The organism is Rhodococcus erythropolis R138, assembly GCF_000696675.2.
Lineage (GTDB): Bacteria > Actinomycetota > Actinomycetes > Mycobacteriales > Mycobacteriaceae > Rhodococcus_F > Rhodococcus_F erythropolis.
In genome coordinates this window covers 5,972,497-5,991,363 of sequence record NZ_CP007255.1, presented here as the reverse complement: position 1 = coordinate 5,991,363, position 18,867 = coordinate 5,972,497, and the positions used below count along the sequence as shown (strand labels likewise).

Annotated in this window: 20 protein-coding genes; 5 read left to right on the top strand and 15 right to left on the bottom strand. The window is 62.4% G+C overall.

What is annotated here, in order from left to right; genetic code table 11:
* Positions 1 to 77: 77 nt before the first annotated feature.
* Positions 78 to 1,187 carry a 3-ketosteroid-9-alpha-monooxygenase, oxygenase component gene (locus H351_RS27455; protein WP_051636572.1) on the bottom strand — a complete coding sequence of 370 codons (1,110 nt, stop codon included), beginning with the start codon at positions 1,185 to 1,187 and terminating at the stop codon, positions 78 to 80.
* A 287-nt stretch (positions 1,188 to 1,474) separates the two neighbouring features.
* Here H351_RS27455 and H351_RS27450 point away from each other — a divergent pair, with 287 nt between their 5' ends.
* Positions 1,475 to 2,191: an IclR family transcriptional regulator gene (locus tag H351_RS27450; protein ID WP_029254507.1), complete on the top strand. Its 717-nt coding sequence runs from the start codon at positions 1,475 to 1,477 to the stop codon at positions 2,189 to 2,191.
* 77 nt (positions 2,192 to 2,268) lie between these two features.
* Here H351_RS27450 and H351_RS27445 read toward each other — a convergent pair whose 3' ends face one another.
* From H351_RS27445 to echA20, 4 genes are read right to left on the bottom strand one after another with little or no spacing between them, the layout of a single operon-like run.
* A complete protein-coding gene (locus H351_RS27445; protein ID WP_029254508.1) occupies positions 2,269 to 3,330 on the bottom strand; it encodes an NAD(P)H-dependent flavin oxidoreductase in 1,062 nt (353 codons plus the stop codon).
* Positions 3,327 to 4,082: a CoA-transferase subunit beta gene (locus H351_RS27440; RefSeq protein ID WP_019746968.1), complete on the bottom strand. Its 756-nt coding sequence runs from the start codon at positions 4,080 to 4,082 to the stop codon at positions 3,327 to 3,329. Before H351_RS27440 ends, H351_RS27445 begins: the two co-directional genes overlap by 4 nt.
* On the bottom strand, positions 4,079 to 4,987 hold the full coding sequence (gene ipdA / locus H351_RS27435) for a cholesterol ring-cleaving hydrolase subunit IpdA (RefSeq protein WP_019746969.1): 909 nt from the start codon (positions 4,985 to 4,987) through the stop codon (positions 4,079 to 4,081). The genes H351_RS27440 and ipdA overlap by 4 nt, the downstream gene beginning before the upstream one ends.
* 7 nt (positions 4,988 to 4,994) lie before the next feature.
* Positions 4,995 to 5,771, bottom strand: coding sequence for a (7aS)-7a-methyl-1,5-dioxo-2,3,5,6,7,7a-hexahydro-1H-indene-carboxyl-CoA hydrolase (gene echA20, locus H351_RS27430; RefSeq protein WP_003945611.1), 777 nt, complete (start codon positions 5,769 to 5,771; stop codon positions 4,995 to 4,997).
* 102 nt (positions 5,772 to 5,873) lie between these two features.
* Here echA20 and H351_RS27425 point away from each other — a divergent pair, with 102 nt between their 5' ends.
* Positions 5,874 to 6,788: an SDR family oxidoreductase gene (locus H351_RS27425; protein WP_020906294.1), complete on the top strand. Its 915-nt coding sequence runs from the start codon at positions 5,874 to 5,876 to the stop codon at positions 6,786 to 6,788.
* Between the two features lie 67 nt (positions 6,789 to 6,855).
* Here H351_RS27425 and H351_RS27420 read toward each other — a convergent pair whose 3' ends face one another.
* The 4 genes from H351_RS27420 to H351_RS27405 form a co-directional block, all read right to left on the bottom strand.
* Complete coding sequence (locus tag H351_RS27420) at positions 6,856 to 7,527, bottom strand: GNAT family N-acetyltransferase (protein ID WP_019746972.1); 672 nt, start codon at positions 7,525 to 7,527, stop codon at positions 6,856 to 6,858.
* Between the two features lie 94 nt (positions 7,528 to 7,621).
* Positions 7,622 to 8,035, bottom strand: a complete 414-nt coding sequence (locus tag H351_RS27415; RefSeq protein ID WP_021342917.1) for a hypothetical protein — start codon at positions 8,033 to 8,035, stop codon at positions 7,622 to 7,624.
* Between the two features lie 57 nt (positions 8,036 to 8,092).
* Entirely contained in the window at positions 8,093 to 8,581 is a 489-nt protein-coding gene (locus H351_RS27410; RefSeq protein ID WP_029254509.1) for a nitroreductase family deazaflavin-dependent oxidoreductase, read from the bottom strand.
* A 1-nt stretch (position 8,582) separates the two neighbouring features.
* Positions 8,583 to 9,746, bottom strand: coding sequence for a steroid 3-ketoacyl-CoA thiolase (locus H351_RS27405; RefSeq protein WP_019746975.1), 1,164 nt, complete (start codon positions 9,744 to 9,746; stop codon positions 8,583 to 8,585).
* 174 nt (positions 9,747 to 9,920) lie between these two features.
* Here H351_RS27405 and H351_RS27400 point away from each other — a divergent pair, with 174 nt between their 5' ends.
* Entirely contained in the window at positions 9,921 to 11,171 is a 1,251-nt protein-coding gene (locus tag H351_RS27400) for a cytochrome P450 (protein ID WP_003945573.1), read from the top strand.
* 194 nt (positions 11,172 to 11,365) lie between these two features.
* On the opposite strand, the gene H351_RS27395 is transcribed toward H351_RS27400, so the two are convergent.
* The 6 genes from H351_RS27395 to H351_RS27370 all read right to left on the bottom strand — a co-directional run bounded on the left by H351_RS27395 (position 11,366) and on the right by H351_RS27370 (position 16,478).
* The gene (locus tag H351_RS27395; RefSeq protein WP_020906296.1) at positions 11,366 to 11,746 is read right to left on the bottom strand and encodes a VOC family protein; all 381 of its coding nucleotides are present in this window, start codon (positions 11,744 to 11,746) and stop codon (positions 11,366 to 11,368) included.
* Between the two features lie 173 nt (positions 11,747 to 11,919).
* A complete protein-coding gene (locus tag H351_RS27390) occupies positions 11,920 to 12,330 on the bottom strand; it encodes a nuclear transport factor 2 family protein (RefSeq protein ID WP_029254510.1) in 411 nt (136 codons plus the stop codon).
* Positions 12,331 to 12,339: 9 nt separating this feature from the next.
* The gene (locus tag H351_RS27385; protein ID WP_019746978.1) at positions 12,340 to 13,203 is read right to left on the bottom strand and encodes a TIGR03619 family F420-dependent LLM class oxidoreductase; all 864 of its coding nucleotides are present in this window, start codon (positions 13,201 to 13,203) and stop codon (positions 12,340 to 12,342) included.
* A 35-nt stretch (positions 13,204 to 13,238) separates the two neighbouring features.
* On the bottom strand, positions 13,239 to 14,420 hold the full coding sequence (locus H351_RS27380) for a thiolase domain-containing protein (RefSeq protein WP_003945946.1): 1,182 nt from the start codon (positions 14,418 to 14,420) through the stop codon (positions 13,239 to 13,241).
* Positions 14,420 to 15,490: a thiolase domain-containing protein gene (locus tag H351_RS27375; protein ID WP_003945801.1), complete on the bottom strand. Its 1,071-nt coding sequence runs from the start codon at positions 15,488 to 15,490 to the stop codon at positions 14,420 to 14,422. The genes H351_RS27380 and H351_RS27375 overlap by 1 nt, the downstream gene beginning before the upstream one ends.
* 10 nt (positions 15,491 to 15,500) lie before the next feature.
* The gene (locus H351_RS27370; RefSeq protein ID WP_019746979.1) at positions 15,501 to 16,478 is read right to left on the bottom strand and encodes a Zn-ribbon domain-containing OB-fold protein; all 978 of its coding nucleotides are present in this window, start codon (positions 16,476 to 16,478) and stop codon (positions 15,501 to 15,503) included.
* Positions 16,479 to 16,551: 73 nt separating this feature from the next.
* Between H351_RS27370 and H351_RS27365 the strand changes: the two genes are divergently transcribed.
* Together H351_RS27365 and H351_RS27360 are read left to right on the top strand one after the other, a co-directional pair.
* Positions 16,552 to 17,589, top strand: a complete 1,038-nt coding sequence (locus H351_RS27365) for an LLM class F420-dependent oxidoreductase (RefSeq protein WP_019746980.1) — start codon at positions 16,552 to 16,554, stop codon at positions 17,587 to 17,589.
* 175 nt (positions 17,590 to 17,764) lie between these two features.
* Entirely contained in the window at positions 17,765 to 18,739 is a 975-nt protein-coding gene (locus H351_RS27360) for a hypothetical protein (protein ID WP_029254511.1), read from the top strand.
* Positions 18,740 to 18,867: the final 128 nt, after the last annotated feature.

Below are 18,867 nucleotides of genomic sequence, written 5' to 3'. Positions count from 1 at the left end.
AGTCGAGGTATGTTGCCAGCTGTTCTTCTCGACGAGGACATATGTTCCACACCGCTCGCAGTCCACTGGTTCCATGGTCATTGCGCTGCTCCTGCACGGCGTGCGAGGTTGTCTGCAACCTCCTGTTTCCACACCTCGATGGGTTTGCTTGTGTCCATCTCGAATTCGAAGCGATCGATCATCTCGGGCGTGACGTCGGCGACGTCGACGTAGAACTGTTCGTACCACCGCCTCAGTTGGTAGACCGGACCGTCCTCGGTGCAGAGTAGTGGGTTGTCGATGCGGGTCTTGTTCTTCCAGATCTCGATGTCCTGCTCGAATCCGACGCCGATGTAACCGATCATCGCGTCAACGGTTTGGTCCGCTATCCCGGCGGGAAGTTCCTCGGTCTTCTTGACGGTGATGCCGTACATCAGGACAAACTTGTTCGGGCTGACCGGATAGTGGCAGTTGATCAAAACCGAATCCACCTTGAACGTTTCGTACTGGTACACCAGATCGTCGATCATGAACGACGGTCCGTGATAGGCGGCCACCGAGAAGTTCGAGACCAACTTCGGCACGTCGGGATCCGTCCAGGTCACGATGTCGTCGCGGTTGATACCGCTCTGCTCCTGGATGGCGACATGCCCCTCGAAGACGTTCTTGAAGTAAGTGGGAAACGAAAAGTGCACGTAGAAGAAGTGCGCCATGTCCACGACGTTGTCGACGATTTCTCGACAGTTGGTGTCGATGACGATTGACTTCCATACCCAATCGGTCCATTCGTGGTCCGGAGTCTTGATTATCGGTATGGCGACTTCGGCCGGAGGCGGATTGCCTTCGGGGTCATGCCAGACGAAGAGCAGTCCGTCTTGTTCGAGGGTGGTCCAGGCGCGGGTTTGGGCAAGCGGTGGAACGCGGCGTGCATAGGGGATCGCGGTGCATTTGCCGTTGCCGCCCCAACGCCAGTCGTGGAAGGGGCAGGCGACTGAATCGCCCTTGACCGTGCCCTGACTGAGGTCGCCGCCCATGTGACGGCAGTAGGCATCGAGGACCTTTAATTCGCCCTGGCTGTCGGCAAATACGACAAGCTTGGTGCCGAAGGCCTCGATCGGATGTGGGTTCCCGTCGTGGAAATCCGTTGCAAGTCCGAGGCAGTGCCATCCGCGGGCGAAACGTTCGGGAGCAGCGCCCTCGTCGATCATGCGGATGTCGTCGACTTCGCCGAGGTCCGTTGTGGTCGTCACGTCTGTAGTCAACTCGTCGTCCTTTGTTCAGTGATCTGTGTTGGCCACTGTGGTGAGGAGTTGGTCCAGGTTCAACGGGGGTAACCGGTGATCGGTATAGCTGCAGGTGGAGTGGCCAGGCAGGTTTGTCTCCCGCACGGTGGGAAACGCCCTGGCGGTTCGTCCGGTGAAGGCCCAGATTTGCAGTCAGCAGAGCACGCCCAGCGCTGTCCTCTCGACGGGCGGATCACCGAAACGGAGACGCCATGTCGGTCGGACCGATCACAGAAGAGCCCATCCCTATATCAACCCTCGACAGGTTGGCGATGGTAGTGGATTGCTTTCGTGACACGCCGCGGTTGACGCTGGGCGAGGTGGCCCGTCGAACCGGGATTCCGCGATCGTCCGTGCACAGGATGCTTCTGAAGCTAGTGAGGATGGATTGGCTTCGCAGAGAAGGCCTCGAGTACGAAATCGGCGACAAACTCGGCGATCTTGGGGCAATCTCGTTGTATCGAAACAAGTTCGAGAGGGTGGTGGTGCCGTTGTTGTACAACCTGCACCTCGTCACCAATCAGGCCGTACATCTCGGGGTCCTCGAGGGAAACAACGTGCGATACCTTCAGAAGATCGGCAGCCAGGCGATACCTGACCTCCAGACAGGCGTCGGCTCTCGCATCCCGGCGCGATCCTCGGCAATCGGCAAGGCACTCTTGGCAGCGGGCCGCCGTTCGACGGTCGCGCAACATTCCGCAATAGCCAACCATCGGTACGGCGTCGTATTCGGTACGTGTACTTCGGGTCTCGGCTGCATCGGTGTGAGGGTGGGTGCGCTGGGCGAAGCGGAAGTCGGTCTGTCGATCAGCGGCCCACTCGTTCGAGGCAAGATCGACGATCGACACGTTGCACCGGTACAGATGGCCGCGGTGGCAATCTCCCAGTATTTCGAGGTGCCGGGCGGTCGTCACCAGCAGACCGGTTAGCTCGGCAATGCGCAGAGTGCGCCTCCTCCGACTCCGCGTAAAGCGCAGTGGGGGAGACGCACTCGGATGAATCTGCGTCAGCGAAGAGCCGCAAGCGCGTCGATACGCTTGGCCGCGTCCTCCATGATGTTCTCGATCAGTTCCTTGCAGCTGGGCAGATCGTTGATCATTCCGACAACCTGACCCGAGGCAAGCACGCCGGCTTCCGTATTGCCCTCGACCAGACCGGCCTTGAGCAACATCGGGGTATTCGCCGCCATGATGATTTGCATCAGCGTGCGGTCACCCGAGCGCTTCATTGCGAGGCCGTCCTTGGCGAGCGTCGACCACTTCATACCTGTCATTGCCTTGAACTTGGTGGCGTTCTTGGCAGCAGCGATCAAACCGGTTGCATAGCTGGAACCTTCGAGGCTGTTGACCAGGTCGGTGTTGAGCACACGATGAGGCATGCCGTCGACCTTGCGTGAGACCGTCGTATCCGTCAGTCCTCGCTTGAGGTATTCCTGCTTGACGGAGTCCGGCACCGAAGAGTCACTGGTGAGCAAGAAACGCGTCCCCATGGCGACACCGGCAGCGCCGTACGCCAACGCTGCGGCCAGCCCGCGGCCGTCGAAGAATCCGCCACCGGCGATGACCGGAATATCGACCGCGTCGAGAACCGAGGGGAGAAGCAATGTCGTTGCCACACCGCCGGTGTGACCACCACCTTCGCCGCCCTGGACGATGACGGCGTCCGCGCCCCAAGATGCAACCTTGACCGCATGCTTCGCGGCACCGATCGACGGTACGACGACGATGCCGTGGTCATTGAGCTTGGCGATCAGTTCCTTCTTGGGAGCCAAGGCAAACGACGCGACCTTGACGCCCTCACGGATCAGCAGGTCCGCGCGCTGCGGCGCGTCGGTGGCGTCGGCACGCATGTTGACGCCGAACGGCTTGTCCGTGAGCTGTTTCGTCTTCTTGATCGCGTGCTCGAGCTCGTCGTAGGTCATCGTGGCCGAAGCCAGGATGCCGAGACCGCCCGCGTTGGCCGTCGCCGACGTCAGCGCGGGCCCGGAAACCCAGCCCATGCCCGTCTGCACGATCGGGTACTCGACACCGACCAGTTCGGTCAGTGCTGTCTTCAGAGTGGGGGTCATGCCGAGACCTCACGGTCCCGGAGGTTGCGCGGATCGAGGGTCTCGCGAATGAGGTGGAGCTCTTCGGCGGTGGGGTCACGGGTGATACCGGCCTCGGCGAGTCCGGCTACCTCGAACGAGGTGTTCTCGGCTACCTCTTCGGCGGTGACGCCGGGATGGAGGCTCAGCGCGCGGAAGGTGTTTCCCGGTCCACCGAAGTCGAAGACACCGAGGTTGGTGACAACGCGGGGGATGTTCAGGTACTTGTATGCCGGGTTCTCGGGATCGATCTGGTCGTAGCCGACACCGCACACCACGTCGACCTTGTCGACGAACACTCGCTTGGAGTGCTTGGGGACGAAGTAGCTCGTCGCGTGGTTGATGGTGTTGCCCGGGGCGCCGCGCACACCGAACATCTGACGCGTCGGCTGCTGAAGCGGGCCGAAGGCGGAGAGGTTCTGGTTGCCGTGGCGATCGAGCTGATTGGCGCCCATGACTACGTGGCGACGGCCCGAAGCGACGACGTCGAACACCTTGCGGAAAGGCATCCATCCTTCGATGGGGCCCTTCGTTCCGACTGCCGGGGTGTCCTCGAGAATGAGGGCTTCACCATCGGTGATCAGCAGGTCGGGTTCGGTGGTGAGCCGAGCCAGGCGAGCGCCGATGGTGGACGACGTCGACATCGGGCTGGCCATGATTTCGCCTGCACCGGAGAAGATTTCAGCGCACGCGAGAACAACGTACTCTGCGCGGGTGACGGTGGATTCGCTCATTTTGCCTGCTCCCCTGCCTTTGATGAATCGGCAAACTTCTTTACTGCGGCTTGGTAGTCCTCTTCGCTGCCGGAGAGGAAGGTGTCGACGAACGTCTGCCACGACTCGGGGGTCTTGGCGGCCTCGGCGTAGTGACGCTGGAACTTCTCGTCGCGGCCGTAGCTTTCGCCGGCCAACGTGAAGTGGGCACCGTTCGGGGCCTCGACGACGGCGTCGACCATCATGCGGTTGAGCAGAAGATTCTGCAGTGGAACGGATTTGACCAGTTCCTCGGTCTCGACAATGCGTTCGACGGAGACGTAACGCTTTTCGGCGGCCATGCAGTACAGGTCGTCGAAGTACGGGTCGACACCGTTGTACGCGGCATTGCCGTGCTTGTCACCGAGATTGAGGTGAACGAACGACGCATCGAGGTTGAGTGCAGGCATCGCGATCAAGGTCTCGGAACGGCCGTCGGCCTCTGGGTACGGGGAGGTGACGGTCTTGAGTTCGTCGCCCCAGAAGTTGCGGACGTCCGAACCCAGGCCTGCGCGGATCGGGAGGAAAGGGAGGCGAGCGGCAGCGGCTTCGAGGCCGCACTTGACCATTCCCTCGTCCATCTCGCGGACTTCGATCTCACCGGCGGTGCGTGCCTTGGCAAACCACGGATCGTAGAACGGTGCGGAGTCCAGGGACACGAAACCGTAGTACGCCTTCTTGACCTTGCCGGCCGAGCACAGCAGCCCGAGATCCGGTCCGCCGTAAGTGACCACGGTCAGGTCCTTGATGTCCGAACGCAGAATCGCACGCACGAAGGCCATCGGCTTGCGGCGAGATCCCCAGCCGCCCAAGCCGATCGTCATTCCGCTGCGGAGCTCGCCGACTACCTCGTCGAGCGACTTCGTCTTGTCACGCTTGCTAGCCATGTTTGTCTCAGCCTTCCTTCTGGGTTGCGTTCTCGCGCGGCTTGCCGGTGGCGACGAACTCGTCGCGGTGTTCGTCGGACACACCGAGGAGGTTGAGTTCGAAGGTGTAGCCCTGCTCGAGGCGGTAGCTGCCCTTGACGTCGACCGGGTCGATGCCGTTGATGGCTTCCTTGGCGCACCGGATGATGCGGGTGTCCTTCGCGGCGATCTTTGCGGCGATCTCGCGAGCGCACTCGTCGAGCTTCTCGCGCGGGACCACGTCGTAGACGCTGCCGAACTGCTTGAGTGTGTGGGCGTCGACGCTCTGTGCGGTGTAGTAGAGCGTGCGCATCATGTGTTGCGGCACCAGCCGTGAGAGGTGCGTGGCAGCGCCGAGTGCACCGCGGTCGACCTCGGGGAGGGAGAAGATCGCGTCGTCGGAAGCGACGATCACGTCCGCGTTTCCGACCAGTCCGATGCCACCGCCGACACAGAATCCGTTGACGGCCACGACGACGGGTACAGCGCAGTCGTAGACGGCTGCGAAGGCCGCGGCGCAACCGCGGTTGGCGGCGACCAGCGCGTCGAATCCCTCGGTCGCCTGCATCTCCTTGATGTCGACGCCGGCGTTGAATCCGCGTCCCTCGGCTCGCAGGATCACCACGTGAGTGTTGAGATCCTTGCCCGCGTCGAGGATGGCGTCGGCAAGCTCGAACCATCCCTTGGACGGGATTGCATTGACCGGCGCGTAGTCGATGGTGACCGTGGTGATGCCGGTTCCGTCGGAGGAGGTGCTGATGCCCATATCGGGATTCCTTACGTCTGTGTACCAAACCAAGCGATTGCTTGGTAAGTTAGCACACAAGCGGAGCCGACAAGCCCGAGCAGAGTGCATTAGGAGACAAATATGAGTGGATTGGTCGACGGACGCGTAGTCATCATCACCGGGGCTGGTCGCGGGATCGGACGTGCGCATGCATTGGCGTTTGCTGCCGAGGGCGCCAAGGTCGTCGTCAACGACATCGGTGCGGGTGCCGACGGTTCCGAGACCGGTGAGAGTCCGGCCGAGCAGGTTGTCGCGGAGATCATCGCCGCCGGTGGCCAAGCAGTGGTCAACGGAGACGACGTGGCCGACTGGGCGGGTGCCGAGAATCTGATCAAGACCGCGATCGACACCTTCGGTGGCCTGGATGTACTCGTGAACAACGCGGGCTTCCTGCGGGACCGCATGCTGGTCGGCATGAGCGAAGGCGAGTGGGACGCGGTGATTCGCGTGCACCTCAAGGGGCACTTCGCGCCGCTGCGTCACGCTGCTGCCTACTGGCGCGCTGAGGCCAAGGCAGGCAAGACCGTCGACGCACGCATCATCAACACCAGTTCGGGTGCAGGACTGCAAGGTTCGATCGGCCAGGGTAACTACGCTGCGGCGAAGGCCGGTATCGCCGAGATGACCATCCAGGCCGCAGCCGAGCTCAAGAATTACGGCGTCAGTGTCAACGCGATCGCGCCTGCTGCGCGCACGCGCATGACCGTCGGCGCGGGTGGGGCGATGGCCGAGTCGATGGCAGCTCCCGAAGAGGGCTTCGATGCCATGGCGCCCGAGAACATCTCGCCGCTGGTCGTCTGGCTCGGTAGCGCCGAGTCCAAGGACGTCACGGGGCGGGTGTTCGAGGTCGAGGGCGGAAAGATCACCGTCGCGGAGGGCTGGCGTCACGGCCCGAGCGAGGACAAGGGTGACCGTTGGGACCCGAAGGAGATCGGGCCCGTCGTGGCAACGCTGTTGGAGAAGGCGGAGATTCCGACGCCGGTGTACGGAGCGTAGGGCCTCCGGCCCCGTGAGTGGTTAAGGAGTGCAGGGACTCCTTAACCACTCACAGGTGGTGTGCCGCCTACGCAGGCGCCCGAACCACCAACACGGTGCCGGGGAACTCTGCGGCGAGCTCGCGCCGAGAATGCTTCACGCAGGCTGTGCCGTAGCCCTTCTTGCGAGATTCCGGCGCGATCCAGATCGCCACGTTGACCTCTTGGCCGTCGAGTTCGCCGAATACCAGGCCGACGCTCTTCGAGCCGTCACCGGAGACGTCCTCGGCGACGAACCAGGCAGCGGTCTCGTCGTCGATCCGGCCGAGGCCACCGACGCGCTCAGCTTCGATCCGATCCTCGCTCCACGGCTTGCCGTCTTCGCCGAGCTGCTCGCCCGAACGAATCGTGAACAGCGACTTGTCTTCTGCGCTGTCGCTGAACGGACGCAGGGTGAAGTTCTGCCCGCTGCTCGCGGGACGATCGAGCGTCGTCCATTCGAGAGTGGCGTCGAGATTCTCCAGCTCGCCCTGGATGCGATCGCGCGCAGCCTTGGTGAGTGCACTGAACTTGAGGCTCAGAACTGCTTCGGCATTTGCTTCCGACGTGCCGAGGAGTTCCGCGACGGTGGTCAGTGCCTCCTGGTGGTCCTTGCTGTCGACCACTGCGTCCAGCACCTCGTGGCGACGCTCCAGCGCACGCACGAGGGCTGAGGTGATCTCGCGTCGGTCCAGGATTTGATCTTGAATATGCGTCGTCATATATGCGACTCCTTGCTGTGTTCGAGGCTCTGTCGAAACGCCGTGCGGACCGTACGAGTCAATAGTGCTCCAACTCGCTCGTTATGGCACGTGTTCAGCCTCCGGTGCGGCGAACGAGCCTTTCGTAGCGCTGGCGGGCAGCTTGAGTGCTGCCGAGCCCGAGTCCGAAGGCAATATCTTGCCAGGTCATGCCCCGTTCGCGGGCAATTCCGAGGAACAGCGCTTCCAGCTGTTCCATTTCGGCTCGGGCCTTGGGAATCAGAGTCAACGCAGCCATGACATCGGCGTCGTCGACCTCAGGTTCGTTCGGCTGCGGTGTGTCGGTGCCGCCGGCAAGACGAGCCACGACGCGCACCGCGCCGTAGGGCTCGAGCATCTCCGGATGAGATTGCCGCGCGCGCTGGCTTTGGGTCGCGCCGTGGCGCTCGCTGATCCGAAAGAGTCCGGCGTACTCGCGATGTGCGCGTTCGCGGCCGGAATCGATCGGTCTGAACTGGTCATCGGTCATGAACCCAGGCTGGCACGAACCCGGGTCGATGTAAACGCTTTGTTGTAAACAGTCCGTTTATTTCTTCAGCGGCTCGCACACGATGACGGGAATGATCCGGTCGGTCCAGGCCTGATAGTTGTCGAAATCCGGATACATCGCCGTCAACATCGGCCACAGCCGAGCGCGCTCGTCCTCGGTGGAGACGCGGGCTTTCATCGATCGGATCCGAGACTTGATCTGCACCGTCACCACTGGGTCCGCCTTGATGTTGAGGTACCACATCGGGTTCTTCGGAAGACCACCTTGCGACGCCACCAGAATCACGTTCTCGCCGTCCTCGAGGAACAGCAACGGACTGATCCGCTCCTCGCCGGATTTGCGACCGGTGGTGGTGAGCAGGCAGATTGGCAGCCCGCGTGGAAACGCGCTGCCGACCCGCCACTTGCTACCCAGCCGCCCGTCGGTGGCGCGATACATGGCGACGTTTGCCTTCGACATCCACTTGATGATCTTGACCGTCGCCGGAGCGTCGAGTCCCTTGGGTTTAGCTGGGGGAGTAGTCATCTCAGATACGCTCGATGATGGTTCCGGTGGCCAGCGCGCCGCCGGCGCACATCGTGATCAGAGCGGTCGAGCCGTTTCGACGCTCCAATTCGTGCAGTGCGGTGGTGATCAGTCGAGAGCCCGTGCTGCCAACTGGATGGCCGAGAGCGAGCGCGCCGCCGTTGACATTGACGTTGTCGAAGTCGGGTTCGTGAACCTGAGCCCAGGACAGTGCGACGGATGCGAATGCTTCGTTGATCTCGAACAGATCGAGGTCGCCGATCTTCATTCCGCTCTTCTCCAGGACACGGCTGGTTGCCTGCACCGGTCCGTCGAGGTGGAATTCCGGTTCCGAGCCGACCAGGGCCTGGGCGATGATGCGGGCTCGCGGCTTCAACCCGAGTGCGCGAGCCTTGTCCTCGTCCATGAGCAGGACTGCGGCCGCGCCGTCGGAGATCTGGGAAGACGTTCCGGCCGTGTGAATCCCGCCTTCGAGGACGGGCTTCAGTCGGGCTAGGGACTCGGCCGTCGTATCGCGCAGGCCCTGATCGCGATTGACGAGCTTCGTCTCGCCCGTGAGGTTTCCTTCCTTGTCGACCTGGGGCGCCGAAAGTTCGAGAACCTCGCGGTCGAAACGCCCTTCCTCCCAGGCCTGCTTGGCCAGCGCCTGCGAGCGGACGCCGAGGGCTTCGATGTCGTCACGGGTCAGTCCGCGACGACGAGCGATGCGTTCTGCAGCTTCGAACTGGTTGGGCATGTCGATGTCCCACGTCGCCGGCCGACGCGGTCCGGCCTGATCGCCGACGTTGGCGCCGAGGGGAACCTGGCTCATGGCTTCGATGCCGCAGGCGATGCCGGCGTCGATGGCGCCGGTGGCAATCAGTCCGGCGATCAGATGGTTCGCCTGCTGGGCCGAACCGCACTGGCAGTCCACGGTGGTTGCGCCGGTCTGCCACGGAAGTCCGGCGTGCAGCCAGGCCGTGCGCGTGATGTTGTTGGACTGAGCGCCGGCCTGGGTGACGCAGCCGCCGATCACCTGCTCGATCAGCAACGGGTCGATTCCCGACCGGTCGAGAACGCCCTTTTGTGCCGCTCCGAGGATCTCGGCGGCGTGCAGACCGGCGAGCCAACCTCCGCGCTTGCCGATCGGTGTACGGACAGCCTCGACGATTACTGGTGTGCCCACAGCGGGCTCCTTTCCTTGTAATGAAAAAGTAGAACAGGTTCTCTGCGGGAAGCAAGACCTGTCGACGTTTCCTTTCCTAGTAAGCAGGCTTGTGTTTCAATGAGAGTAGAACGTGTTACACATCACGGATCCCCATCACCCCTGTGATGAAAAGGCTTAGGGCAGGAGACATCAGTGGCACAGCCCGCATTCCCCGAGGGAATCGACTTCACGGACCCCGACATCTACGCGGAACGCATGCCGTTCGAGGAGTTCGCCGAACTCCGGAAGACGGCCCCCGTGTGGTGGAATCCGCAGCCCCCGGAAATCGGTGGATTCCAGGACGAGGGCTTCTGGGTGGTCACCCGTCATGAAGAGGTCAAGGAGGTCTCGCAGCGAAGCGACATCTTCTCGACCCACGAGAACACTGCGATTCCTCGCTTCGCCGACGACATCCCGCGCGAGAACGTCGAGATGCAGCGATTCATCCTCATCAACAAGGACGCTCCGGAGCACACCAAGCTTCGCAAGCTGGTTTCGCGTGGATTCACCCCGCGAGCCATCAACAGCCTGCGCGAAGAACTGACCGAGCGCGCCGAAAAGATCGTCAAGACTGCGGCTGCCGGTGGTGCCGGAGACTTCGTGGTTCAGGTCGCGTCCGAACTTCCGCTGCAGGCAATCGCCGAGCTTCTCGGTGTGCCGCAGGAAGATCGAATGAAGCTCTTCGACTGGTCCAACCAGATGACGTCCTACGACGACCCCGAGTTCGACATCGACCCGCAGGCAGCGTCGATGGAGATTCTGGGATACGCGTACCAGATGGCGGATCAGCGCAAGAAGTGTCCCGCCGATGACATCGTCACCAAGCTCATCGAAGCTGACATCGACGGAAATGAGCTCTCCCCAGAGGAATTCGGCTTCTTCGTGATTCTGCTTGCGGTCGCGGGTAACGAGACCACTCGCAATGCCATCACACACGGCATGGTTGCCTTCCTCGACAATCCCGACCAGTGGGAGCTGTACAAGAAGGAACGCCCGAAGACTGCGGCCGACGAGATCGTTCGTTGGGCCACCCCGGTGACCTCTTTCCAGCGGACCGCGCTCGAAGACACCGAACTCGGGGGACAGAAGATCAAGAAGGGCGATCGCGTCGTGATGATGTACGCGTCGGCCAACTTCGACGAAGACGTCTTCGAGAACCCCACGAAGTTCGACATCATGCGTGACCCCAATCCGCACCTCGGATTCGGCGGCACGGGTGCGCACTTCTGCATCGGCGCCAACTTGGCTCGTCTCGAAATCGATCTGATCTTCAATGCGATCGCCGATCACCTACCCGATATCACCAGGCTCGGCGATCCCCGTCGCCTGCGCTCGGGCTGGCTCAACGGCATCAAAGAGTTTCAGGTTGATTACAAGACATCGGGCTGCCCGGTCAAACACTGATCCGGACATATACTGACCTGGTAACCGGCGAGTAGGTTCTGTGTAGGTTTTCGGGAGTTGCCTCTGCACTCTCGAACACGCAGAACTACAGTAGACGTTCCGGGGGGCCACTAGTTGGCAACCTGGAACTGCGGCGGCGTCTGCGGGATCCCTCATCTCCCGTAGGCGCCGCCGTTTGTAGTTCAATCTCTAATTCAGCCGCCGTATGGCTTGGTGATCGCTTCCAGGAAATGCCCCGACGGGTCGAGGAAGTAGACCCCACGCCCACCGTCGTTGGTGTTGAAGCCGGTACTCGACTGGCGCGGATCGGCCCAGTGATCAAGTTTCAACGCCTGTATCCGCTGGTAGATGCCGTCGAAGTCATCTTCGGAGACGAGGAAAGCGTAGTGCTGAGACGCAACCTCGGCGCCCTCTTCCACCTGTGCGAAGTCCAGTGTCACCCCGTGCTCGAGTTCGACGCCGAGAAAGTAACCGGCTTCGACCGGGCCTGGCAGACCGAACATGTGAGTGAAGAACCACGCAGACTCTTGGCGGTCTTTTGCGGCGATGATGGTGTGATTGAACGAAATGGTCATGAGTGACCCCTTGCAGTACGACGCCTCCATGCCTGACGCAGTCCGTCATCGACACGCGACGTTGGCAACCAGGAAACCATTTCAGGGTTCTCGGTGCAAGTACGACAGGCTGATTCGAATACGACGAGAGCGGCCCCGGTCGATGACCGGGGCCGCTCTCGTACTGTGGGTTCTCAGGCTTTGCGTGCCGTCTTCATCGCACGGTCCACTTCCCAGAATGCTCGAAGCGACGCGATCTTGCCTGCGTCGTTCACGCGATAGACGAACACGCCCTCGGCGTCGATGATCGAGCCGCCGATGGTGGTCCGGATCTTGCCGATGTTGACGTTCTCGTTGCCGCACACCAGTGAATCGTCGATCAGAAATTCGAGCTTGTCCGCGTTCGCGATCGTCATGTCGTAGAACTTGGAGATCGCTTCGCGTCCGTGATGGCCTTTGCCTTCGGGATCGAATCCCGACGGCCCGACCGGATCCTCCACCCAACCGTCCTCGGCGAAGAGGTCCAGCCAGGCTTCCTTGTTCTTGCCACTCGCTGCGGCGCGCGAAGCGTTACCCGCGACGCGGGCGGGGTGTTCGTCAGTCATCGCGACTCCTCAGTTGATGTACTGCTCGGCGAACTTACGCATCGAATCCTGCTTTGCCTCCAGCGGGGCATCGAAGCCGATTCCGTCGAAAACCCAAGGTACGGTGATGATGTCCGTGACGCCGGCATCTTCGAGTTCTGCGTAACCGTCCTTGCCGAAACGGTCGATGCACACCGTCTGGATTTCGAACGGCTCGTTCTCGCGGCCGTACTCGGCGCGCAGTTCGCGTAGTCGTGCGATCACACCCACCAGGTCGTCGAACTTGATCATCGCCGAGGTCCAACCGTCGCCGACTCGCGCAGCACGCTTGAGTGCCACCTCGGTGTGGCCGCCGACGTAGAACGGAACCGGCTTGGTGGGAGCTGGACTCATCTGCAGGCGATCGAAATCGAAGAACTCGCCGTGATACTCGACCATCCCGCCGCCGAGAATAAGTTTGAGAACGTCGATCATCTCGTCCACTCGGGCGCCGCGACGCTTGTACGGAGCGCCGCACCACTCGAACTCTTCGGGAGCCCAACCGATTCCGACGCCGAAGCCGAAACGGTTGTTCGTCAATGCCGCTACAGATCCGACCTGCCGCGCGAGCAGGACCGGATTGCGGCTACCCAGCTTGAGCACCTGGGTGTAGAACTCGATCTTCTCGGTCACCGCGCCCATTGCAGCTGCGGCGATCAGCGGATCGACCCAGGGGGTCTCGGCATTCCACATCCGAGACCCGTCCGGGGTGTACGGGTAATCCGCCGCCTGCGTTTCCATGAAGAACAGTGAATCGGGGAGAGCGATCGACGAAAAGCCGCATTCTTCGGCCGTTTTGGCGATACCGGCTAACTGGTCCAAGGGGTTCATGGCAACCCCGACGGTGTACTTCATCTTCGGCCTCTTCCTGATCGGCGTGTGTGCTGCTGTTACGTGGTGGGACGTTCGGAGCCGACGACCCACATCGAGAAGTACTGCGAGCCACCGCCGTAGGCATGGCCGAGAGCCTTGCGCGCGTCGGCCACCTGGTGATCGCCGGCGCGGTGCATGACCTGCATCGCCGACTCGGCAAAACGGATCATGCCCGAGGCGCCGATCGGGTTGGAAGAGAGAACACCGCCCGAGGCATTGACCGGGAGCTTGCCGCCGATCGCGGTTTCGCCGGCCTCGGTCAGCTTCCAGCCCTGGCCTTCCTCCGCGAAACCGAGGTTCTCGAGCCACATCGGCTCGAACCACGAGAACGGGACATAGATTTCGGCGCAGTCGATTTCGTTGAGCGGATCGGTGATTCCCGCGGACTTCCACAGCGCGGCCGCGGCGTCACGGCCGGCCTGCGGATTGACCTGATCGCGTCCGGCATAGAAGGTCGGCTCGGTGCGCATGGCCGTCGCGTGGATCCACGCGACCGAACGACCCTCGGCCTCGACCTGTGCGGCCGCTTCCTCGTTGCCGATCACCAGAGCGCACGCGCCGTCCGAGGACGGGCAGGTCTCGTCGTAGCGGATCGGATCCCAGAGCATCTGAGATGCCTGCACCGATTCGAAGGTGATGTCCGGCTGCCGCAGGTGCGCATACGGATTGAGGCTGCCGTTGAGCCGATCTTTCACCGCGACGAGGTAGCCGATGTGCTCCGGTGCGCCCGATCGACGAATGTACGAACGGACGTGCGGGGCGAAGTATCCACCGGCGCCGGCGCCGACAGGCATGTTGAACGGTACCGGTGTGGACAGCGCCCACATGGCGTTCGACTCGGACTGCTTCTCCCAGGAAACCGTCAGAACGCGCTTGTGGACACCGGATTTGACCAGGCTGGAGGCGACGATAGCCGTCGAACCACCCACCGAGCCGGCAGTGTGAACACGCAGCAACGGCTTTCCGTTGGCGCCAAGGGCATCCGACATGGCGAGTTCGGGCATCATCGAACCCTCGAACAGGTCGGGGGCCTTTCCGATGACGACGGCGTCGATGTCGTCCCAACCGACGTTGGCGTCGAGCATCGCGGCGTCGATGGCTTCACGAACCAAGCCCGCCATCGAGACATCATGACGCTTTGCGACGTAGTGAGTTTGGCCGGTGCCGAGCACGGCCGCGAGTTGAGGCGTTCCGGCCATCAGTTCCGTCCCTCCAAGACTGCTACCAGGTTCTGCTGCAGCACAGGGCCGCTTGTTGCATGGGCCAGAGCGCGATTCGCCTGGCCGTCGAAGATTGCCTTGGCGGCGTGGCCGATTCGTTCCAGACCACCGGCGAACAGTGGGTTGCCGCTGAGCGGACCGCCGGACGGATTGATCGTGGTGGCGTCGGTCAGGCCGATCGCTTCCTTCAAGATCAATTCCTGGTGAGTGAACGGCGCGTGCAGTTCGGCGACGTCGATGTTGCCGACCTCGCCGCCTGTTGCCGCCTTGGCTGCCGACGTAGTGGACGGCGACGTGGTCAGGTCACGTGCACCCAGGTTGGGGGAGTCGATGCGATGCTCGAGTCCGGTGATCCACGCCGGCCGCTCGCAGAGATCGCGGGCGCGGTTACCCGAGGCCAGGACGATTGCTGCCGCACCATCGGTGATGGGCGCACAATCGTGTGCGCGCAACGGATCTGCGAGGAACGGACTGGCGAGTAGTGCCTCGATGTCGACCTCGCCTGCGAGCTGAGCCTTCGGATTACTCAGCGCGTGACGACGGCTACGAGCGGCAACCTCCGCCATGTCCTCTTGCGTCCACTTACCCGCGTCGAGTCCGAGTCGGGCTTGAAGTCCGGCGATCGAGACGGAGTCCGGCCACAGCGGAGTGACGAGGTACGGATCGAGCTGCATGGACAGGATCTTGCGCAGGTGCCCGGCGGAGGATTTGCCGAAGCCGTACACCAGCGCGGTCTCGACCTCGCCGGTCAAGATCTTGATCCACGCTTCGTAGAAGGCCCACGCAGCATCCATCTCGACGTGAGATTCGTTGATCGGCGGGACCGCTCCGATGGAGTCGATGGCCGAGATGAAGGAGAACGCTCGTCCGGCCAGGTAATCGGAAGATCCGGAGCACCAGAAGCCGATGTCGGACTTGGTGATTCCCAGATCGCTGTAGAGCTGCTGGAAGCACGGGACGAGCATCTCGACGCCGTTGGTGGTGCCGTTGGTTTCGCGGACGTGGGGTGCCTGAGCAAAGCCCACGACTGCGATGTCTGCAGAAGTCATTTCAGGAGCCTCACAGGTGGTGTTGGAAGGTGGAGTACTCGGCGTCGGGTTCACCTGTCGGCCGGAAGTATTCGATGTTCTCGAGGGTGTAACCCCACTCTTCGCGAGGCTTCCACTTGGCTTCGACGCGCATGCCCATGCGTACGTCCGCGGCATCACATTCGAGGATCAAGTGCAGGAACGGAATGTCGGCTCCGTCGAGAAGCACGTAGGCGGCCACGTAGGGCGGTTTGATTCGCTGCCCGAGGAACGGGACGTTGACGATGCAGAAGGTGGTGACAATTCCCTTGTCGGGCAGTTCGATCTGCTCGCTCGTCGGCTTCCCGTTGGTGGGATTCGCGCCGCGCGGTGGGATGTAGATCTTGTCTTCGGGTCCGCTGCGACCACCGATCAGTTTGCCTTCTGCGAGACCACGGAGGTAGAAACTCTCCTCGGCCGAGGCGGAATGCATGAAGTGCAGGTCGACAGGCGTCGTGATCATGGTGACAGGATCGGCGCTGGAATCGACTGTCGCGATTCCATTTTCGCTCTCACCTGGTTCGAAGCACTCGATGTCCTTGATCTGCCCGATCCGCTCCGACGCCCAGCGAGCACGGACCCGCAGGCCGGTGCTGATGTCGTCGGGGGAGTCGACGTCGACCGCGTGGAGCATGGACGTGTCCGCGCCGTCGAGCTTGATCAGGGCCCACGCGAAAGGCTTCGTCAGGGGTTGACCCTCGATGGGTTCGGGCATCCACGTCCAACTCACGACCGTTCCGCCGTCGGAGACTCCGACGAAGTCGGTCAGTGGTTCGGCCGTATCCGGATCGAATTCCGGTGGCGGCACGAAGACACGACCGTTCGACCCACGTGCGCCGATCACCTTGCGATCACGCAGGGCAGTCACGAACGCGCCGATGGTCGGTCCCGTCGATCTGGTGTAGTCGAAATGGAGATTCAATGGTGCGCTCAGGGGCTTGTCGGCCACCCCGCTCTTTCCGATGGTCACAAGATCGAGTAGAACAGGTTCTAGAGATTGTGGCAAGAGTCACTTCTGATCACCGGCAATGTGGAGGCCTGCGATGAAGCTTGGGTTGCAACTCGGATACTGGGGCGCACAGCCGCCGGCAAACGCCCCGGAACTGATCGAGGCCGCGGAAGGCGCGGGATTCGACGCGGTCTTCGCGGCGGAGTCGTGGGGCTCGGACGCCTTCACCCCGCTCGCCTGGTGGGGATCTCGGACCGAGAACGTCCGTCTCGGCACGTCCGTCGTACAGATTTCGGCGCGAACACCGACCAGCTGTGCCATGCACGCGCTCACTCTCGATCACCTAAACGGTGGGCGAACGATCCTCGGGCTCGGCGTATCCGGACCGCAGGTCGTCGAAGGTTGGTACGGCCAGCCATTCGAGAAGCCGCTCGCGCGCACCCGCGAATACGTCTCGATCGTGCGCCAGGTCCTCGCCCGTGAAGCGCCCGTCACCAGCCCCGGCCCCCACTACCCTCTGCCGTATGCGGGACCGGGCAGTTCGGGACTTGGCAAGCCGCTCAAGCCCATTACGCACCCGCTGCGTGCGGACATCCCGATCTGGCTCGGCGCCGAAGGGCCGAAGAACGTCGCGCTCGCCGGTGAAATCGCCGACGGGTGGCTGGCGATCTACTACACCCCGCGCCTGGCCCCGATGTACAACAAGTGGCTCGACGAAGGCTTCGCTCGCGCCGGGGCCCGTCGTAGTCGCGAAGACTTCGAGGTGGCCGCCACGTGCCAGGTCATCGTGACCGACGATCGTGCCGCCGCCATCGCCGCTCTCAAGCCGATGACCGCCCTCTACGTCGGCGGAATGGGCGCCCCGGAGTTGAACTTTCACGCGCAGGTCTACAAGCGGATGGGCTACGAGAAGGAGGTCGACGAGATCGGTCGCCTCTTCATGTCGGGCCGCAAGGACGAAGCTGCTGCCGTCGTCCCCGACGAGATGGTCACCGAGACGATGATCATCGGCAACGTCGACGAGGTGCGCGCGGACGTGAAGCGTTGGGAGGAAGCCGGAGTCACGATGCTGCTGGTGACCTGCCGCGACGCCGACCATGTGCGAGAGCTCGCGGCCGCGGTGGGTGGTTGAGCGGGGCACCCCCTTTTTTTTCGAGCGGGACCCCCCCATTTTTTCGAGCGAACGGCACGTTCAGCGCATCTGAGGCGCTCAACGTGCCTTTCGCTCGCCGAAAGTTATCCACAGGGCCGCCAAAACCCCAGTTCGCCGCCGGGGCCCACGCTGCTACTCGAGTCATGCTGCAACCATGCGACGTGGAATGTGGGGCGATGATCTGGACGCGATCTACCGCGTCAGTCGAAGTGGAGTGATCCGAACGGCCGAGTTGGCGCGATTGGGCGTCTCCAACTCCGCCGTGCACACCCGGTGTCGAGCGGGCGGACCCTGGCAGCGCATATTGCCAGGAGTGATCCTGCTCCGAAATGGTCAACCGACGCCACGTCAACGATCGATCGCTGCGCTCATGTTGAGCGGTGACGAGTCGCTGCTGACGGGGCGATCTGCCATGTCGGAGTACGGATATCGGACGCACGCCGGGGATGTGCAGGTGCTCATCCCCATCGACCGTCGAGTTCAATCAGTTGGATTTGTCACGGTAGAGCGCACTATTCGACTGCCTGAGCCGGAGATTCGCAACGGTCTGCGCTGTGCGCCGCTGCCGCGGGCACTACTCGACGCTGCGAGGCGGTGCAAGGCCCTCGATCCCACACGGGCACTCATTGCCGAGGTCGTTCAGCGTGGCGACGTCTCGGTGCGCGAACTTGCGAAGGAACTCGAGGCGGGTAGCAGTCGGGGTTCCGCGCTACCTCGGGTCGTGTTGCGCGAAGTGAACGCGAACGTCCACTCGGTTCCGGAGGTTCACGCGCGAAAACTGTGGCAGCGGAGCGGGCTGCCGGAAATGTTGTTCAACCATGAGATCCGGGATGCGAAGGGAGACTTCATCGCAATTCCGGACGGATGGATCGATTCGGTTGCCTTCGCGTGGGACATCGACTCCTTGGAATGGCATGCCGCGCCGACGGACTACAAGCGCACGGTGGAACGTCGGACGCGTATGCAGAATGCGGGAATCATCGTGTTGCCGACGGTGCCCAGTGCACTGCGAACGGACCCTGATCGTGTGATCGAGGACCTGCGTGCGCACTACAGATTGGCGCAGTCACGTCCCCGGCCACAGGTGTTCGCGAGGTCGAGGTGGGTCAAATTGGACGAAACCGGCTGAGCGAAAGTACCTTTCGGCGCACTGAAGGCGCCGAAAGGCACTTTCGCTCGAAAAGGGGGTGGGTGGGACCGAGAGGGGACGGGATAGGGCACCGGTGCACCGAGAGGGGGAAAGGGGGGTGGGTCGGA

Coding starts and splice junctions, on each gene's coding strand:
- H351_RS27455 (WP_051636572.1), bottom strand. CDS start 1,187: ATGATCGACGAGGGCGCTGCTCCCGAACGTTTCGCCCGCGGATGGCAC.
- H351_RS27450 (WP_029254507.1), top strand. CDS start 1,475: ATGTCGGTCGGACCGATCACAGAAGAGCCCATCCCTATATCAACCCTC.
- H351_RS27445 (WP_029254508.1), bottom strand. CDS start 3,330: ATGACCCCCACTCTGAAGACAGCACTGACCGAACTGGTCGGTGTCGAG.
- H351_RS27440 (WP_019746968.1), bottom strand. CDS start 4,082: ATGAGCGAATCCACCGTCACCCGCGCAGAGTACGTTGTTCTCGCGTGC.
- ipdA (WP_019746969.1), bottom strand. CDS start 4,987: ATGGCTAGCAAGCGTGACAAGACGAAGTCGCTCGACGAGGTAGTCGGC.
- echA20 (WP_003945611.1), bottom strand. CDS start 5,771: ATGGGCATCAGCACCTCCTCCGACGGAACCGGCATCACCACGGTCACC.
- H351_RS27425 (WP_020906294.1), top strand. CDS start 5,874: ATGAGTGGATTGGTCGACGGACGCGTAGTCATCATCACCGGGGCTGGT.
- H351_RS27420 (WP_019746972.1), bottom strand. CDS start 7,527: ATGACGACGCATATTCAAGATCAAATCCTGGACCGACGCGAGATCACC.
- H351_RS27415 (WP_021342917.1), bottom strand. CDS start 8,035: ATGACCGATGACCAGTTCAGACCGATCGATTCCGGCCGCGAACGCGCA.
- H351_RS27410 (WP_029254509.1), bottom strand. CDS start 8,581: ATGACTACTCCCCCAGCTAAACCCAAGGGACTCGACGCTCCGGCGACG.
- H351_RS27395 (WP_020906296.1), bottom strand. CDS start 11,746: ATGACCATTTCGTTCAATCACACCATCATCGCCGCAAAAGACCGCCAA.
- H351_RS27390 (WP_029254510.1), bottom strand. CDS start 12,330: ATGACTGACGAACACCCCGCCCGCGTCGCGGGTAACGCTTCGCGCGCC.
- H351_RS27385 (WP_019746978.1), bottom strand. CDS start 13,203: ATGAAGTACACCGTCGGGGTTGCCATGAACCCCTTGGACCAGTTAGCC.
- H351_RS27380 (WP_003945946.1), bottom strand. CDS start 14,420: ATGGCCGGAACGCCTCAACTCGCGGCCGTGCTCGGCACCGGCCAAACT.
- H351_RS27375 (WP_003945801.1), bottom strand. CDS start 15,490: ATGACTTCTGCAGACATCGCAGTCGTGGGCTTTGCTCAGGCACCCCAC.
- H351_RS27365 (WP_019746980.1), top strand. CDS start 16,552: ATGAAGCTTGGGTTGCAACTCGGATACTGGGGCGCACAGCCGCCGGCA.
- H351_RS27360 (WP_029254511.1), top strand. CDS start 17,765: ATGCGACGTGGAATGTGGGGCGATGATCTGGACGCGATCTACCGCGTC.